Below are 16,729 nucleotides of genomic sequence, written 5' to 3' on the forward strand. Positions count from 1 at the left end.
CCTTTGCTGTCAGTCACGCGAGTGATCGAGCGATGTCCATGACGTATCGGCCGTATACCGACTGGCTCATCTCGTTGCCCCGCCGGTAGCAGGCGTCGGCGTCGATGAACCCCATGCGCAGGGCGATCTCCTCCAGGCAGGCGACCCGTACCCCCTGGCGGCGTTCGAGGATCTGCACGTACTGGCTCGCCTCCAGCAGGGACTGGTGCGTCCCGGCGTCCAGCCAGGTGAAGCCCCGGCCCAGCGGGACCAGGTTCGCCTTGCCCTGCTCCAGGTAGACCCGGTTCACGTCGGTGATCTCCAGCTCGCCGCGGGCCGAGGGCCGCTGCTCCCTGGCGATGTCCACGACCTGCTTGTCGTAGAAGTACAGGCCCGTGATGGCCTGGTCGGAGCGGGGCAGGCTCGGCTTCTCCTCGATCGAGATCAGCCGGCCCTCGGCGTCCAGCTCGCCGATGCCGTACCGCTCCGGATCGCTCACCGGGTAGCCGAACATCACGCAGCCGTCCAGCTCCTCCCGGGCCCTGCGCAGCAGGTCGGGGAAGCCCGCGCCGTGGAAGAGGTTGTCGCCCAGCACCAGCGCGCACGGGTCCCCGTCGATGTGCGCGTCACCCAGCAGGAACGCCTCGGCGATCCCGCGCGGCTCCGGCTGCGGCACGTAGCTGAAGTTCACGCCCAGATGGGATCCGTCACCCAGAAGCGCCTGCAGCGACGGAAGGGTGTCCGGCGTGGAAATAATGAGGATGTCACGGATGTGTGCCAGCATCAGCACCGAGATCGGGTAGTAAATCATCGGCTTGTCGTAGATGGGAAGCAACTGCTTGGAGGTCGCGAGGGTCAGCGGATGTAAACGCGTCCCGTTTCCTCCGGCAAGGACTATGCCTTTCATCGGAGCTCCTGCGTTTTCGTCTGCGGCGGTGCCTGAGACTACTGTTCGGGCACATCGGGAAATCAACCCCCGCCGCCCCGCGAAAGGGTATTGCCTTTCGGCGGAGTGAATGTGATAAGGCTTGTGGCGTGTCCCGGCCGTGGCCGGGCCCGGCGGGGGCGCAGCAGGCGGCCGCTCCACCCGCGCCGCGCCCTGTCACGCTCGCACGCCCGGAAGCGCCCGTACGTCCGGAAGGACGACCCGGAAGGACGGCAAGGACGACCATGCGCATTCTGTTCGCCACCTACGCGGAGAAGTCACACTTCCTGGTCATGGTTCCGCTGGCGTGGGCGCTGCAGGCCGAGGGGCACGAGGTCCGCGTCGCCAGCCAGCCCGACCTGACCGACGTGATCACCCGGTCGGGGCTGACCGCGGTGCCGGTGGGCAAGGACCACAGCCTCTGGCGGGCCAACAGGGCGTTCGGCTTCTTCGACCCCCGTGACGAGCACAAGCGGGCGGTGCCCCTCTTCGACCAGGCGGACAACAACCCCGAGCGGCTCACCTGGGACGAGCTCAAGCGGGGGTATGCCCAGTTCGTCCCCTGGTGGTGCAGGCTGGTCAACGACCCCATGATCGACGGGCTGACCGAGTTCTGCCGGAAGTGGGAACCCGACCTGGTCATCTGGGAGCCGGTGACCTACGCCGGCCCGATCGCGGCCAAGGCGTGCGGCGCGGTCCACGCGCGGTTCATGTGGACCCTGGACCTGTTCGGCCGGATGCGCGGCCACTACCTGCGCGTCAAGGAGCAGCAGCCGCCGCACGAGCGCCAGGACCCGCTGCAGGCGTGGATCACCGCGCAGGCCCGCAGGCACGGTGTGGAGTTCTCCGAGGAGATGACCCACGGCCACTTCACGATCGACTACACGCCGCCCTCCCTGCAGCTGCCGCCCGACCCGGGAGCCGGCCCGGAGCCGCACCGCGTCCCGGTGCGGTTCGTCCCGTACAACGACCGCGCGGTGATCCCGCCCTGGCTGCGCGTCCCGCCCGAGCGGCCCCGCGTCTGCCTGACGCTGGGGACCACGTCGGTGGAGAACCTGGACGGCTACCTGGTGCCGGTCCAGGAGATCCTCGACGGCCTCGCCGACCTGGACGTGGAGATCGTCGCCACCCTGCCCGAGCAGCACCAGGCGCAGCTCGAACGCGTGCCGGACAACGTCAGGCTGGTCAGCTTCGTGCCCCTGCACGCGCTGCTGCCGACCTGTACGGCGGTGATCGACCACGGCGGGAGCGGCACGTTCTTCACGACGCTGGCCAGTGGCGCGCCCCAGCTCGTGCTGCCCAACCTGTTCGACGAGCCGCTGCGGGCGCGCTACCTCGCCGAGCAGGGCGCGGGCCTGACGATGCACAGCAGCGAGGCCACCGGAGCCCGGGTCAGGCAGGCTCTGCTGCGGCTGCTGGCGGAGCCGTCCTTCACCCGGGAGGCACGCAGGATCCGTGACGAGATGAACGCGATGCCGACCCCCGCCGAGGTGGCGGCCGGCATCGCGGGCCTCGTCGAGACCTACCGCGCCGCCGTCCCGGCCGCCGGTCGCTGAAGGAGGGCACCATGTACGAGGCCGAGCTGGCGGACGTCTACGACGCGATCTACGCCGGGCGTGGCAAGGACTACGAGGCCGAGGCGGCGACCGTCGCGGAGCTGGTCCGCGAGCGGCTCCCCGGGGCGTCGTCCCTGCTGGACGTGGCCTGCGGGACCGGGTCCCACCTGAGGCACTTCGCCGGGCTCTTCGACCACGTCGAGGGGCTGGAGCTGTCGGCGGACATGCTGGCCGTGGCCAGGACGCGGATGCCCGGGGTGCCCGCCCACGAGGGCGACATGCGCGACTTCGCGCTCGGGCGCACCTTCGACGCGGTCACCTGCATGTTCAGCTCCATCGCCTACATGCGCGACGAGGGGGAGCTGGCGGCCGCCGTGGGGACGATGGCCGCCCACCTCGTCCCCGGGGGCGTCCTGGTCATCGAGCCGTGGTGGTTCCCCGAGTCGTTCCTGCCCGGCTACGTGGCCGGGGACGTGGTCACCGTGGACGGCCGCACCCTGGCCCGGGTCTCGCGCACGGTACGGGAGGGCGACGCGAGCGTCATGGAGGTCCACTACGTGGTGGCCGACGCCGCCTCGCCCGCCCGTCACTTCACCGTCACCCACGTGAACACCCTGTTCACCCGGGATCAGTACGAGACCGCGTTCACCGGGGCGGGACTGAAGGTGGACTACATCGAGGGCGGCCCCTCGGGGCGGGGACTGTTCGCCGGGACGCTCGGCTGACCCTCCGACCGGCCGCGCAGGAAGCTCTGGATGAGGGACGGCAGGCGCTCCCTGACCGGGCACACGCCGTAGGCCCCCGCCTGGCGCACGGCCGCGCTCAGGTTGGGCAACTCCATCTCGAACCAGGTCCTGGCCTGCTCGGCGCTGCCGAAGCGCAGGGCCGCCACCCCGTCGGGTGCCAGCGGGGGCGGCGGCAGGGGGTAGCGCGCCGGGTACAGCAGGCGGATCGCGGCGTCCGCGGTGCGCAGGTAGTGGGTGACCAGCCGGGAGACGGCCGCCCGCCGCGTCCGGTAGGACATCTCGGCCATGGCGCGGTCCTTGGCGTACGCGCGCAGCATGTCGTCGTGGAACCTGAGCCGGTTGCACGGCGTGATCCGCAGCAGGTGCCCGCTCAGCAGGAAGTCGACCACCCGCCTGGCGCGGTCGTGGTCCACGTCCGCCATGATCGCGGCCGTCACCAGGTCGAACGTCGAGCCGCCGTGCAGGCCCATCAGGCGGAACATCTCCGCGGCGTCGGCGGACAGCGCGCGGTAGGAGGAGGAGAACACCGACCGCATCGACGACTGCTCGTCGCACTCGGTGTCGGCGCTCTCCAGCAGCTCCTCCCGCTCCGGGATCGTCCGGGTGGCGACGGCGATCCCGCCGTGGAACCGGCTGGTCATCCGCTCCGCCGCGATCCGCAGCGCGATCGGGAGGTAGTCGCCCACCAGGCAGAGCCGGTCGACGAGGGGACGCTCGGCCTCCCCGCTGGCCTGCCTGATGACGTTCTTCACCAGCGTGACCGCGTCGTCCTTGGGCATCAGGTCAAGGGTCACGCGCAGTGCCCCGTCGCGGGTGGTCAGCCCCGACAGCCTGTTCCTGCTCGTGACCAGCACCAGGCACGAAGGGTCGCCGGGCAGCAGGGGACGCACCTGCTCGGCCGACCTGGCGTTGTCCAGCACGATCAGGATCCGCCGGCCCGTCACCAGGCTCCGGTAGTGGGACGAGAGGGCCTGCAGGTCCTCGGACGGGTCGGGGACGCTGCCGAGCCCGGCGAGCAGGTGGCGCAGCGCCTCGGCCGGTTCCATCGGCTCGGCCTCGTTGGAGAAGCCCCGCAGGTCCAGGTGGAGCTGGCCGCCCTGGAACCGGTCGGTGAGCCCGCGGGCGAAGCGCACGGCCAGCGCCGACTTGCCCACGCCCGGGGCGCCGCTGACCAGGATGACCCCGGCCTCGCCGAGGACCTCGGCCGCCGAGACGAACTCCTCCAGCCGTCGCAGCTCCTCGCGCCGCCCGGTGAACCCCGGCACGTCCCGGGGGAGCTGGGCGGGCACCACGAACGTCGGGAAGGAGCCGCTGCCGTGGGAGGTCAGCGTCGGGAAGGGGCCGCTGCCGTGGGAGGTCAGCGTCGGGAAGGGGCCGCTGCCGTGGGAGGTCAGCGTCGGGAAGGGGCCGCTCCCGTGGGAGGTCAGCGTCGGGAAGGGGCCGCTGCCGTGGGAGCTCAGCGTCGCCGGGGAGTCGGCGGGGGGCATGGGCGCGCGCAGGGTGCCGTTCAGGATCTGGTCGTGACACCTGCGCAGGTCCTCGCCCGGCTCGATGCCCAGTTCCCTGATGAGCAGGCGCCGCACGCTGTGGAACTGCTTCAGCGCGTCGGCCCGCCGACCGCAGCGGTAGTGGGCCACCATGAGCAGGTAGTGCAGCCGTTCCCGCAGCGGGTGGGTACGGACCAGGCCGGACAGGTCACCGATGATCTCGCCCGCGCGGTCGGCCTCCAGCAGGAGCTGGGCGCGGTCCTCGATGGCCGTGAAGCGCAGCTCCTCCAGCCGGGTCCGCTCGGCGTCCGCCAGCGGGCCGACCACGCCGCCCAGCGCCGGTCCGCGCCACAGCGACAGCGCGGTGTCCAGCCTCTCGACCACCTGGGGCCAGGGGCCGGAGCGCTGCAGGTGCCGGACGCTCTCCAGGTGCTGCTCGAAGATCTGGGCGTCGATGCTGCGCGGGTCGAGCGCGAGCATGTAGCCCGTGCCGTCGCCCACCAGCATCTCGGAGGGCGCCCTCGGCGGCCTCAATGGTTCAAAAATGCGCCTTAGGCGTGCTATGTATGTGTAAATGCTGCTTTCAACAGTTGTGGGGGGGTTCCCTCCCCAGACGGCGTTGATCAGTTCCTGCCGGCTCACCGAGGCTCCCGGACGTGTCGCCAGCGCCACGAACAGGCTACGCTGCGTAGGCGATCCCAGGTCGAGCTCATGATCGCCTCTCGTCGCGCGCACGGGCCCGAGGAGACGTACCTGCACCTGGTCGTTCAACGACGCTCTCCCAATCTCAGCCCGAGCAGAGATGCGGTGGAAGGTCACCTGAGCGCGCGCTCAGGATCAAATGCTCGGACCTACGCATATAGCCATACCTATGGCAACGAACCATGAGCAAGTCAGGTTCCTTGGGTGACGTTATTGTTATCTCTGTCACGCGAACCCCTCCCGTCCCCCGGTTCACCGGTGAGAGCCGGTGAGAGGCTGTCTCGCTGGCGGGACACCCCCTGCCCGGCGACGGGACACCGGGCCGAGGCGCCCCCGGCGGGCGCCGGACGGCCGGACGCGGGTGCCCCGGGGGCCGTTCCCGGACGCTCCTGAAGATCACCCCGGCCCGTGCGCGGGCGGTGCAGGAGATCGTCCCGGGGGCCGCGCCGGGACCGCCCCGGCCGGTCGCGCGGAACCCGTCCCGGACCTGCCCGGGACCCGTCCCGGACGGTGACGCGGACCCGCTCCGGCGGGCCGCCACGGCCACCGCCCGAAAGTGCGGGAAAAAAGAAGAAATCAACGGCAAGGCCGTCCGGCAGGCTCGCGGTGACGACGGCCGGGGAGCCGGAAAAACCGGCACGACCCTTGTGAACCGGTGCCCGCATGTAATAGAAGATCTGTTCCCGGCTCGTACGGAAAAGCGTATCCGAGGCGGTGACGAACCCCCTGGCCCTCGGTTACCGTCGAGCCCGGCATGGGATTCCCGAACTTCCCGGTGAGGCGCTGGTGGCCATCGACGACATTGATTCTCCGCGAGGTGCTCCGCCCAGGAGGGTGGTCGTCACCGGCTATGGGGTCGTCTCGCCCTTCGGGGTGGGCTGGGAAACCACGTGGTCCAATCTGATTCAGGGAACGAGCGCCATTCGCGAGATTTCCGGAATGGACGTCTCCGGTCTTCCCGTCAGAATCGGCGGCCAGATCGTGGATTTCGACCCCGAGGAGTGGCTGCCGGCCTCCCTGGTGCGGCGCACCACGAGACCGGCGCACCTGGCGCTGGTGGCCGCGGTGCTCGCGCTCAAGGACGCCGGCCTCGAGGTCGACGCCGCCCTCGCGCCCGCGGTGGGGGTGACGGTGGGCAGCGCCTGCGGTGCGAGCAGCGTGCTCGTCGACGCGGGCGCCGCGTTCGCCGCGCGCGGCTTCATGGCGCTGAGCCCCTACACCTTCACCTCGACGGGCGTGGTCACGGTCGCCTCCGAGGTCGCCCTGCACGTCGGCGCCCAGGGCCCCTCCGCCTGCATCACGACCGCCTGCGCCACCGGGGCGACCTGCGTCGGCGAGGCCATGAGGCTGATCCGGAGGGGCGAGGCGGACGTCGTCCTGGCCGGCGGGGCCGACGACGCCCTGACCCCCTTCGACCTGGCCGCCGCGGCCAGGGCCAGGGCGCTCTCCCGGCGCAACGACGACCCGGGCGCCGCCAGCAGGCCCTTCGACACCGGCCGCGACGGGTTCGTGATGAGCGCGGGCTCCGGCGTCCTGGTGCTGGAGAGCGAGGAGCACGCCGCGGCGCGCGGGGCCCGGGTGTACGGGGAGGTGGCCGGGTACGGCGCCAGCACCGACGCCTACAACCTGACCAGCCCGCACCCGGAGGGGACGGCCGTGGAGCGGGCCGTGCGCCTGGCCCTGAAGGACGCCGGCGTGACCCCGGACGAGGTCGGATACGTCAACGCGCACGGCACCGGCACCCGGATGAACGACACCGCCGAGATCAAGGTGATCCGCCGGGTGTTCGGCGAGCGGGCCACGTCGATGCCGGTGAGCTCGACCAAGAGCATGACGGGCCACATGCTCGGGGCGGCCGGCGCCGTCGAGGCGATGATCGCCCTGGAGGCCGTCCGCACCGGGATCGCCCCGCCCACGGTCAACTGCGACGACCCCGAGGACCCGGAGATGAACTTCGTGGCGCACCGAGCCCAGGAACACGCGGCGGACGTGGCCGTCAGCAATTCCTTCGGGTTCGGCGGCCACAACGCGGTCCTGGTGCTGCGCCGCCCGCGGGATGTGTCACCCTGACCGGCACGGAAAGTCGGGAAAGCCGTCCAATGTGATCGTGAAGGGATATCGGAAAATGTCCGCAGAGCAACAGGAAATGCTTTCCAGCCTGGCCGAGATCGTGGAGAGGGTGGCGGGCGTGCCCGCAGAGAGGGTATTGCCGGAGAAATCATTCACCGACGACCTGGCCCTCGATTCCCTGGCCGTCGTGGAGGTCGCCTTCTCCATGCAGGAGCACACCGGCATTGACATTCCCGAAGAGGACCTGGCACGTATAAGAACGGTCCAGGACTTCCTCGACCTCGTCGAGCACTCCGCGGAGCGGAATTGACCTCCCAGCGCGTTCCGGAACACGGCGGCGTGGCCTCCTCCCACACCGCCGACGTCTACACCGAGGTGTCGCCGCAGGAGCTGCTCGGCTCCGGGTTCGCGGCACCGCGGATCAACGACGACCCCTGGCTGGTCCGCTGGGACCTGCTCGGCCCCGGCACCGACGTCGACGCGTTCGTCCTGGACCGCCTGGCCGAGACCGTGGACCTGGAGACCTCGGGCAGCACCGGCCCGAGCCGGTGCTGGCGGCGGACGCGTGAGCAGATGTGGGCCGAGGCGGGCCTGCTGGCCGCGCTGGTCGAGCGGGACCGCCCGCAGGCGCTGCTGTCCTTCGCGCCGCCCAAGCACGTGTACGGCGCGCTCGCGAGCGTGCTGGTGCCCGCCCGCCTGCGCCTGCCCGCCTGGTACCGCCCCCGCTACTTCGGCGCCATGCCCGCCCCGCAGGACCGGCGCTGGGCGATCGTGGCGGTGCCCTGGACCTTCTCCATCCTGCGCAGGCACTCCTCCTGGGTCGGCGGCACCGAGCACCTGAGCGTGCTGCACAGCACCGCGACCCTCCCGCTGGCGGCCGAGTCCCTCGTCGAGGAGACCGGGCGGGAGCGGATACGCGTCGTGGAGGTCTTCGGCTCGACCGAGGCCGGTGGCATCGCCTCCCGCACCTGGGGCCCGGACCGGCCGCCGTGGGAGCTGTTCGAGGACGTCGAGTTCGCCCCCCGCGCCGAGACCCCTGCCGAGACCCACGCCGAGACACCGGCCGAGATCCCCGCCGGTTCCGACGGCGCGTCCGCCGGTGCGCCCGGCGACGTGACCACGGGCGCCCCCGACGGCGACATCGACGGTGCTCCCGGCGAGGAGACGCCGCTGGTGGTGCGCAGCCCCCGGCTGGCGTTCCGGCCGGGCGAGGCGCCCGCCGACGTCTGGCGGACCGACGACTACGTACGGCGGCTCGACGCGCGCCGGTTCCGTTTCGACGGGCGGCGCGACCGGCTCGTGAAGATCAACGGCCGCCGGGTCGACCTCGACCGGCTGGAGGAGTCGGTCAGGTCGGTGCTGCGCTGCGCGGACCTGGCCTTCCTCCCGGTCACCGACGCCTTCAGCGGCGAGAACTTCGACCTGCTCGTGGTCCCGGAGGGCGAGGGAGCCCTGTCGGTCACGGAGGTGCGCGCGGCCGTGGGACGGTTCGACGCCCGCCCCCGGCAGGTGCGCCTGGTCGATCGGATCGACCGTTCCGACACCGGCAAGCTCCGGCGACTACAGCGACCTTCCCTTTCCGACGCGGGAGCAGACACGTGACAGCCTTGATCGACGGACGTTCCACCGACAACCTGGCCTCGATCGTCAGGAGCACGCGCTGGGACGCGCGGATGGAGCCCTGCGACCACGAGGAGGTCCGCCGCATGCGGGCCAGCGTGGACCTGCTGGCCGAGCGGCTCTCCGGCTCGGAGTCGGTGTACGGGGTCACCCACGGCTTCGGCCCCCTGGTGGCGTTCTCCGCGTCCGACTCCCCGATGGAGCAGGGCGCCGGGCTGATCGCCCACCTGGGCTCCGCCCAGGGCAGGCCGCTGGACCCCGAGGTGTGCCGCCTGATCGTCTGGCTCCGTCTCAGCAGCATGCGCAAGGGGCACTCGGCCGTGTCGCCGGACTTCTGGCAGACCCTGGCCGACCTGTGGAACGACGGCTTCACGCCGTCGATCCCGCGCGACGGCACGGTGAGTGCCAGTGGGGACCTGCAGCCGCTCGCCCACGCGGCGCTGGCCCACGCGGGCAATGGGGAGGCATGGGTGCGCGGTGACGACGGCTGGTCGGTGGTGCCCGCCTCGCGGGCCCTGGCCGACATGGACGCCAAACCCGTCGAGTGGTCGGCCCGCGAGGCGCTGGCCTTCGTCAACGGGACCAGCGTCAGCCTGGCGGTGTGCATCCTCAACCACCAGGCGGTGCTCAGGCTGGTACGGGCCGTCGGCATCCTCACGGCGAGGATCGCCGACATCCTGGGCTCCAACCCGGAGGCCTACCACGTCGGGATCGGCCGGGTCCGGGGCCAGACGGGGCAGCTCACCGTGGCCCGGTGGATCCGCGAGGACCTGCCGGCCGACATGGAGCGCAACCCCCTGCGGCCGCTGCAGGAGCCCTACAGCCTCCGGTGCGCCCCCCAGGTCCTCGGCGCGGTGCTCGACCAGCTCTACGGGGCCGAGGAGATCCTCGTCCGCGAGGCCATGGGCTGCACGGACAACCCCGTCTTCTACGAGGGCGAGCTGCTGCACGGTGGAAACTTCCACGCCATGCCGATCGGCCTGTGCTCCGACCAGATCGGCCTGTGCCTGCAGCAGGTGGCCTTCCTCGCCGAACGGCAGCTCGCCCTGCTGTGCGACCCGTCCTACAACGGCGGCGCGCCGCCGATGCTCACCCCCCGTCCCGGGGCGGGGAGCGGCCTGGCCGGGGTGCAGCTCAGCGCCACCTCGTTCGTCTCCAGGATCCGGCAGCTCGCCTACCCGGCCTCCCTGACCGCGCTGCCGACGAACGGCGGCAACCAGGACCACGTGCCGATGGCGCTCAACGGGGCCAACTCCGTGGCCGAGGCCGTGGAGCTGGCGTGGCTGGTCGTCGGCTCCCTCGCGCTCGGCGTGGCCCAGCGGGGAGCGCTCGCGGGGCGGAACGAGACGGCCACCGGCCTGTGGGCCGACCTGGCCCGGATATCGCCTCCGCTGCAGGCCGACCGGCCGCTCGCGGCCGAGGTGCGCGCCGCCAGCCGCCTGCTGCAGGAGGCCGCGGAGAACCTGCTCGCCCGCGAGGAATGACATCCTCGCGGGGACCGGTCCTTTCGGGAAACCGGAATTCCGGGGAATCCCGGTTCCCGTCCGGGACGTGATCCCCCCGGGACCGGACTCCCCGCGGGAAAAGAAGGACGCCGGGGCTCGCCCCGGCGGCGGAAAGGCGTTCCTCCCCCCGGGGGAACGCTCATGAGAACGTGAAATGCGAAAGGTCTGGTAAATACGGTGGCCAAAGCAACACGCCGTGGATTCCTGGAAGTGATGGCCGTCGCGGGAGGGGCGGCCGTCGGGCTGGCCGCCGGTGACTCGGAGGCGAGCGCCACCGCGAAGCGCGGCTCCGCCGGCTGCCCGCCGACGACGGGCGCGGCGACCGTGGGCCCGGACGACCCGCGCTACGCCGAACTCGTCACGAGGGGCTACAACGCGCGCTACCTCGCGCAGCCGGAGTCGGTCCGCGTCGTCCACTCCGCCCAGCAGATCGTGCAGGTGGTCAACGAGGCCGTACGCGCGAACAAGAAGATCGTCGTGCGCAGCGGCGGTCACTGCTTCGAGAACTTCGTGGACGACCCCTCGGTGTCGATCATCATCGACATCTCGGAGATGAACGACGTCTACTTCGACCCCCACCACAAGGCGTTCGCGATCGAGGCCGGTGCCACGCTCGGCAGGGCGTACCGCTCGCTCTACCTCGGCTGGGGCGTCACGGTCCCGGCCGGCGGCTGCCCGAGCGTCGGCGCGGGAGGCCACATCGCCGGCGGCGGGTACGGTCCCCAGTCGCGCAGGCACGGGCTGGTGATCGACCACCTCTACGGCGTGGAGGTCGTCGTGGTCGACCGCTCGGGCCGGGCGCGGATCGTCGTCGCCACCCGCGAGGCCCGCGACCCCAACCGGGACCTGTGGTGGGCGCACGCCGGAGGCGGCGGCGGGAACTTCGGCATCGTCACCCGCTACCTGATGCGCTCCCCGAACGTCAGGGGCAACGACCCCGCGACCCTGCTCCCCAAGCCCCCGGCGCAGCAGTACGTGGTCTCGGCCAGCTGGAGCTGGGAGAACATGACCGAGGAGTCGCTGTCGCGGCTGGCCGACAACTACGCCCGCTGGCAGCAGCAGAACCACGCCGAGCCGGCCTTCGAGAGCATCGACAGCTCGCTGACCATGTACCACCGCTCCAGCGGCAGGATCGAGCTGTTCGCGGCCATGGACGGCGACGTCCCCGGCGCGGACGGCATCCTGTGGACGCTGGTGCAGACCGTCGGCGAGGGCGTCGGCATCGAGCCGACCTTCGACTACTTCAGCGTGGCGCCGTGGATGAAGGTGACCCTGTCCTACGACTCCGGGGCCGGCGCCTACGCGCTCAGGTTCAAGTCGAAGGCGGGCTACCTGAAGAAACCCTGGACCCCGGCGCAGCTCAAGATCATCTACAGGTTCCTCACCGAGGGCGAGGGTGACGTCGGCGCGTCGGTCTACCTGATGTCGCTCGGCGGGAAGATCAACGCCGTGGACCCGGCGGCCACGGCCAACCCGCACCGGACCGCGCCGCTCATCGGCTTCTTCGACATCGGCTGGTGGGACCCGGCCGAGGACGAGAAGTGGCTGACGTCGATCCGCGAGGTCTACCGGGAGGTGCACGCGGACACCGGCGGCGTCCCCGTGCCCGGCGACGCCTACGACGGCGCGTACATCAACTACCCCGACAACGACCTCGCCGACCCGGCGCTGAACACCTCCGGGGTGCCCTGGCACACGCTGTACTACAAGGACAACTATCCGAAGCTGCAGCAGGTCAAGGCCAAGTGGGACCCCAAGAACGTGTTCAACCACGCGTTGTCGGTCCGGCTCCCGGGGGCCTCGCCCTCGCTGCCCCCGCAGCCCCGCTCGGAGAGCTCCCGCAAGCTGAGGGCCGAGCCCAAGAAGTACCCCGCCAGGGTGTCGCCGAGGCACGCGAACAACCTGCGCTCGCTCGGCCAGCCGGGCTGATCGAAGGGGCCGCCCGCCGTGCCCTCCGGCGCGGCGGGCGGCCCCGTGCGCGGGTCCCTAGCGCGGCGTCAGGTAGACGACCCCGAGGTTGCGCCGCCGGATCGCCTCCGCCAGCTCCTCGCGGGTCGGCATGCGGTCGACGTGGACGACGATGCCGAGCCGCTCCTTCGCCTCCTTGAGCCCGATCTTCTGGACCAGGCCCTCCATCTCGGCGGCCATGGCGTCGGGGTCGTCCATCAGCTCGGCGCGCATGGGGGTGCGCCTGCCCATGTCCGTCACCTCGACGTCGGCGCCGCCGCGCAGGTTCGCCTTCCACCGGGCCTCGGTGTAGACGCACAACCTGCCGCCCTCGTCCTGCTTCATGACGGGAACCTCGTACCGCTTACCGGTCTTTCTCCCGGTGAAATGAAGAAGGATCACGCCGCCGACGGAGCGTGCTTTTCCCCTGCGTACCTGAACGCGCATCAGGGGGTTGAAGAGGCGCATCATGAATTTCATCATGATGGGCGTTTCCTTGATGGTCACCGCATGAGCCGTGTTTTCCGCCATGACCCATTGTTTCATCCTCGCGATGATTTGAAAAAGGGCGGCGGCCGATCTTCCCGGGAAGACGGAAGTCGGCGGCGAAACATGGGATGACAGGATGTCCGGCCGGAGAACGGAAGGGCGGGCGCGGGTGGGCGACGCGGAGCGGGGGCGGTTCAGGCGAGGCGTCTGCTCTTCGCGTCGGTGTCCCCGGTGTCCCCGGTGTCCCCGGTGTCCCCGGCGTCACGGGCGCCCCCGCCCCCGCGGGTGCCCCCGGCGCTCCGGGTGCTTCCGGTGTTCCCGGCGGCCCCGGAACGATCGGGGTGGCCGGACCGACCGGTGCCCCGGGTGGCGCCGGTGTCGCCGCGGGCGGTCTCGCCGGGGCGCGGGCTCGCCCTGCCGCCCACGAACGTGGCCACGCACCGGCCCGGCCCCTCGTGCAGCAGCACCGTGTACGGGTCCCGCTCGCCGGCCTCCACCGCGAAGACCGCGAAGTCGGCGCGCCCGCCCCGGTCCAGGCAGCCCAGGCGGCCGGGACCCTCGTCCATCCCCAGCGCCCGCGCGCCGCCCAGCGTCACGGCCTCGACCAGGAGCCGGTCGTGCCCGGGCGCGCGGGAGAGGGCGCGGGCGACGGCCAGCGGGTCGCCGCCGGTACGGGTGCCGATCGCGATCGCGCTCTCGCCGTCGAGCAGCCCGTCGGCCGCGAACGGCGACGAGATGGCGACGACCGTGCCGCGGGCCCGCAGGAGCTTGCGGTCGGCCTCGTCCAGCGGGCGGGAGATCGCGATGTGACAGCCGGCGTCGAGCGCCCCGACCTCGTCGAGGAAGGCGACGGTGTGCCGTCCGGGCTCGACGTGCAGCCGCAGGCCGAAGGTCCTGGACAGGACGGTCAGGTCCTCCATCACGACCGGGTCCGAGGAGTGGGCGGCGATGCCGATGACGCCCGGGTGGTCGACCTCGCGGATCGCGGTGATCAGCCGGTCGCGTGCCTCGTCCTCCCAGCGGTCCTCGTCCTCGCAGCGGGTCTCCAGGTAGGTGACGCCGCCCAGCCCGGCCTCGCCGAGGGTGGAGGCCGCGTCGAGGTCGGCGGCGATGCCCCCGGCGGCCGTGACGCCGTACGCCGAGACCGGGGCCGCGGCGCGGTCGAGCCGCAGGTGCGCGTCGATCAGGCCCGGCACGATCATTCCCGGCCAGTGGACCGGGGTGAGCAGGGGGTGGGCGGCCACGATCTCGGCGCGCGGGCCGACCCTGGCGATCCGGTCGTTCCGCACGACGATCGCGCCGTCCCTGACCGGCGGACCGCAGACGGGGAGCACGACGGGGGCGCAGTGGACGGAGACGGTGGCCCTGGCGCGCGTGCCGATGGTCCGACCGGCACGGGTGGGCATAGGCGCTCCTGTGTGTTCGTCCCCTTCGGAGAGGTTAAGGGGAGTGGCCCCCGATCTCAAATGGGTCTCCGGCGGGTCTCTCCTCCATGCTTCCTGACAGCAGGTTGTTGATCCCGCTGTAAGCGATCTATAGCGTCATTTATCGTGACTCGTCCCCCTAGGCTGATGAAAGCATCGATCGCCGCGGTCATGCTGATTCTCGCCGGTCTCGCCACCTCCCTCCCCGCCGCCGCCGACCCCGCCCCGGACCCCGAGCACCCCTGGCGCCTGGAGCAGTGGCCCAGGACCCAGCCCTGGCAGCAGGACGCCCCCGCCACCCCCGACGCCGGCGCCGCGCGCCGCGCCGAGCCGGGCGCCCCCGCCCCGATCGACCCGCAGAACTGGAAGAACCCGGACCACATGACGTGGGCCGACTACCGCAAGCCCCCCGGCACGAACTGGGCCGACCCCGCGGTCAAGGGCTCCAAGCGGACCTTCCGCGGCGCGCTGGTCCTGGCCGACTACCCCGGACGGCCGTTCGTGGTCACCCAGCCCAAGGGGTCCACGGTCTTCGGCAACCCCAGCGCCGAGGCCCACGACATCCCCCGCGACCGGGTCGCCGGCTTCTACCGGGACTTCCTCAACACCCCCGGCGCCCTCAACCGGGGCCACACCATCCACGAGTACTGGATGGAGGACTCCGGGGGCCGCTACGGCGTGGAGCTGACCGCGTTCGGGCCGTACGAGATGCCCGGCAAGTCGCACGAGTACGCCATGGAGTTCCAGGGCGGCACGGCCTGCCCGGCCGGTGACACCTGCAACCGCAACCTGCGCACCGACGCGCGGGCCGCCTGGACCGGCGCGGAGGGCCCCGAGGTGCCCGCGGGCTTCGACTTCGTCTTCTACCTGAGCGCCGGCCAGGACGAGTCGGCCACCTGGCAGGAGTTCGGCCCGATCAAGTTCCCCACCAAGGAGGCGGTGACCGACGCCTTCGGCCCGCCCGACGAGAGCCTGCCCAACTGGGCCAGGACCCGCTACGTGGAGTGGACCTCCTGGGCCTCGGCCTCCTCGATCTGGCCCAACGCCGGGGGCGGCTCCTCCACCCAGGCCGAGAGCTCCGGGCAGGGCGTCTACGCCCACGAGCTCAGCCACATCCTCGGCATCGGCGACAACTACAACAACCCGTTCGGGGTGCCGCCGCGCCGGGCCTACACCGGCATCTGGGAGATGCTCAGCCGGGGCAGCTTCAACGGCCCCGGCGGCCCGCACAGCCGCTGGCTGATCCCGCCCACCGCGGGCGCCTCGATGGGCGCCCAGCACATGCTCCGCAACAAGATCAAGCTGGAGATGGTGGACGAGGCCAACGTGCTGCGCCTGTCCAGGGACGCGCTGGCCGAGTCCGGGATCGTCGTGGCCGAGGTGACCGCCCGGGTCGTCCAGCCCGGGCCCGGGGACCTGTCCGGCGTCAACGTCGCCTTCACCGGCGGCGACCGCGCCCCGGCCTGCGACGTGAACACCGACCCGTTCTGCGACGGCGGCGGCTACGACAACTACACCGTCGAGGTCGTGGACCGGATGGGCGCCGACTCCTTCACGCCCGACTCCGGGGTGCTGCTGGCCAAGACCAAGAACGTCGACCAGGCCCCCTTCGAGTGGGTGATCGACGCCAACCCGCAGGACATCGGCATGACCGACTACGTCCTGCCGGACGGCACCGCCGTGCCCATCACGATCGGCGACTACCGCCAGCTCTCGGACGCGCTGTTCCACGCCGGCACCGGCTCAGGATCGGAGTTCGAGTACGTGGACCAGGCCAACCGGCTGCACTTCTACGTGCTGAACCTCGAGCGCGACCGCAAGGGCGTGCTCTCCTACACGGTGGCGGTCCGCTCCCTGGACGGTGCCGGGCCGAACCGGCGCGGGGTGAAGGTGCTGCCCACCCTGGGCCTGCCGTCCCGCGACGGCCGCTCGACGTGCCGCTTCCCGCTGTTCAACACCGGCAGGACCGCCCCGGCCCAGGGGACGCACCCCGAGGACGTGAGCGCCCACCTCTCCGGTGACGTCTACCGGCTCTCGGCGAAGGTCGCGGGACGGGGCTGGACGGTCTCGCTGCCCAACGAGCTCGCCACCGCCGACGCCGGCCGGAGCACCCGGGTCACGGTCGACGCCCGCAGGGCCCCGGGAGGCGCCCGCCTCGGCACGGTGACCCTGACCGCGGTCTCCGAGAGCGACCCGTCCAGGACGGCCACGGCGACCTGCCACGTGCTGGGCCGCTGAGGGCCCGCGTCACCCGGGCCGGATGCCCGGGTGACGCGGCG

12 protein-coding genes are annotated in these 16,729 nt (G+C 71.6%); 8 read left to right on the forward strand and 4 right to left on the reverse strand.

The features are described 5' to 3' along the window. Positions 1 to 13: 13 nt before the first annotated feature. Entirely contained in the window at positions 14 to 886 is an 873-nt protein-coding gene (gene rfbA, locus ACZ6RT_RS01535) for a glucose-1-phosphate thymidylyltransferase RfbA (RefSeq protein ID WP_399186865.1), read from the reverse strand. A gap of 263 nt (positions 887 to 1,149) precedes the next feature. Between rfbA and ACZ6RT_RS01540 the strand changes: the two genes are divergently transcribed. Further along, complete coding sequence (locus tag ACZ6RT_RS01540; protein ID WP_399186864.1) at positions 1,150 to 2,460, forward strand: activator-dependent family glycosyltransferase; 1,311 nt, start codon at positions 1,150 to 1,152, stop codon at positions 2,458 to 2,460. 11 nt (positions 2,461 to 2,471) lie between these two features. Then, entirely contained in the window at positions 2,472 to 3,185 is a 714-nt protein-coding gene (locus tag ACZ6RT_RS01545; protein WP_470151804.1) for a class I SAM-dependent DNA methyltransferase, read from the forward strand. Here ACZ6RT_RS01545 and ACZ6RT_RS01550 read toward each other — a convergent pair. After that, a complete protein-coding gene (locus ACZ6RT_RS01550) occupies positions 3,131 to 5,512 on the reverse strand; it encodes an AfsR/SARP family transcriptional regulator (RefSeq protein WP_470151806.1) in 2,382 nt (793 codons plus the stop codon). The two genes, ACZ6RT_RS01545 and ACZ6RT_RS01550, sit on opposite strands and share 55 nt — an antisense overlap. Positions 5,513 to 6,229: 717 nt before the next feature. Here ACZ6RT_RS01550 and ACZ6RT_RS01555 point away from each other — a divergent pair. From ACZ6RT_RS01555 to ACZ6RT_RS01575, 5 genes are all read left to right on the forward strand, one after another. Further along, positions 6,230 to 7,465, forward strand: a complete 1,236-nt coding sequence (locus ACZ6RT_RS01555; protein ID WP_470151871.1) for a beta-ketoacyl-[acyl-carrier-protein] synthase family protein — start codon at positions 6,230 to 6,232, stop codon at positions 7,463 to 7,465. A 37-nt stretch (positions 7,466 to 7,502) separates the two neighbouring features. Further along, on the forward strand, positions 7,503 to 7,775 hold the full coding sequence (locus ACZ6RT_RS01560) for an acyl carrier protein (RefSeq protein WP_344897869.1): 273 nt from the start codon (positions 7,503 to 7,505) through the stop codon (positions 7,773 to 7,775). After that, a complete protein-coding gene (locus ACZ6RT_RS01565) occupies positions 7,772 to 9,067 on the forward strand; it encodes a class I adenylate-forming enzyme family protein (protein WP_470151807.1) in 1,296 nt (431 codons plus the stop codon). The genes ACZ6RT_RS01560 and ACZ6RT_RS01565 overlap by 4 nt, the downstream gene beginning before the upstream one ends. Then, positions 9,064 to 10,569: an aromatic amino acid ammonia-lyase gene (locus tag ACZ6RT_RS01570; protein WP_470151809.1), complete on the forward strand. Its 1,506-nt coding sequence runs from the start codon at positions 9,064 to 9,066 to the stop codon at positions 10,567 to 10,569. The genes ACZ6RT_RS01565 and ACZ6RT_RS01570 overlap by 4 nt, the downstream gene beginning before the upstream one ends. Before the next feature lie 198 nt (positions 10,570 to 10,767). Then, on the forward strand, positions 10,768 to 12,519 hold the full coding sequence (locus tag ACZ6RT_RS01575; RefSeq protein ID WP_399186858.1) for an FAD-binding oxidoreductase: 1,752 nt from the start codon (positions 10,768 to 10,770) through the stop codon (positions 12,517 to 12,519). A gap of 57 nt (positions 12,520 to 12,576) precedes the next feature. Here ACZ6RT_RS01575 and ACZ6RT_RS01580 read toward each other — a convergent pair whose 3' ends face one another. Beyond that, positions 12,577 to 13,083 carry a nitroreductase/quinone reductase family protein gene (locus tag ACZ6RT_RS01580; protein WP_470151811.1) on the reverse strand — a complete coding sequence of 169 codons (507 nt, stop codon included), beginning with the start codon at positions 13,081 to 13,083 and terminating at the stop codon, positions 12,577 to 12,579. A gap of 137 nt (positions 13,084 to 13,220) precedes the next feature. Further along, complete coding sequence (locus tag ACZ6RT_RS01585) at positions 13,221 to 14,432, reverse strand: amidohydrolase family protein (protein WP_470151812.1); 1,212 nt, start codon at positions 14,430 to 14,432, stop codon at positions 13,221 to 13,223. A 165-nt stretch (positions 14,433 to 14,597) separates the two neighbouring features. Here ACZ6RT_RS01585 and ACZ6RT_RS01590 point away from each other — a divergent pair, with 165 nt between their 5' ends. Next, on the forward strand, positions 14,598 to 16,688 hold the full coding sequence (locus ACZ6RT_RS01590; RefSeq protein WP_470151813.1) for a M6 family metalloprotease domain-containing protein: 2,091 nt from the start codon (positions 14,598 to 14,600) through the stop codon (positions 16,686 to 16,688). Positions 16,689 to 16,729 lie beyond the last annotated feature (41 nt).

The organism is Streptosporangium sp. NPDC050148 (genome assembly GCF_055586505.1).

What these genes read in the sequence shown, in the direction of transcription:
- ACZ6RT_RS01580 (WP_470151811.1), bottom strand. Translation starts at nt 13,083, where the DNA reads ATGAAACAATGGGTCATGGCGGAAAACACGGCTCATGCGGTGACCATC.
- ACZ6RT_RS01545 (WP_470151804.1), top strand. Translation starts at nt 2,472, where the DNA reads ATGTACGAGGCCGAGCTGGCGGACGTCTACGACGCGATCTACGCCGGG.
- ACZ6RT_RS01540 (WP_399186864.1), top strand. Translation starts at nt 1,150, where the DNA reads ATGCGCATTCTGTTCGCCACCTACGCGGAGAAGTCACACTTCCTGGTC.
- ACZ6RT_RS01585 (WP_470151812.1), bottom strand. Translation starts at nt 14,432, where the DNA reads ATGCCCACCCGTGCCGGTCGGACCATCGGCACGCGCGCCAGGGCCACC.
- ACZ6RT_RS01590 (WP_470151813.1), top strand. Translation starts at nt 14,598, where the DNA reads ATGAAAGCATCGATCGCCGCGGTCATGCTGATTCTCGCCGGTCTCGCC.
- rfbA (WP_399186865.1), bottom strand. Translation starts at nt 886, where the DNA reads ATGAAAGGCATAGTCCTTGCCGGAGGAAACGGGACGCGTTTACATCCG.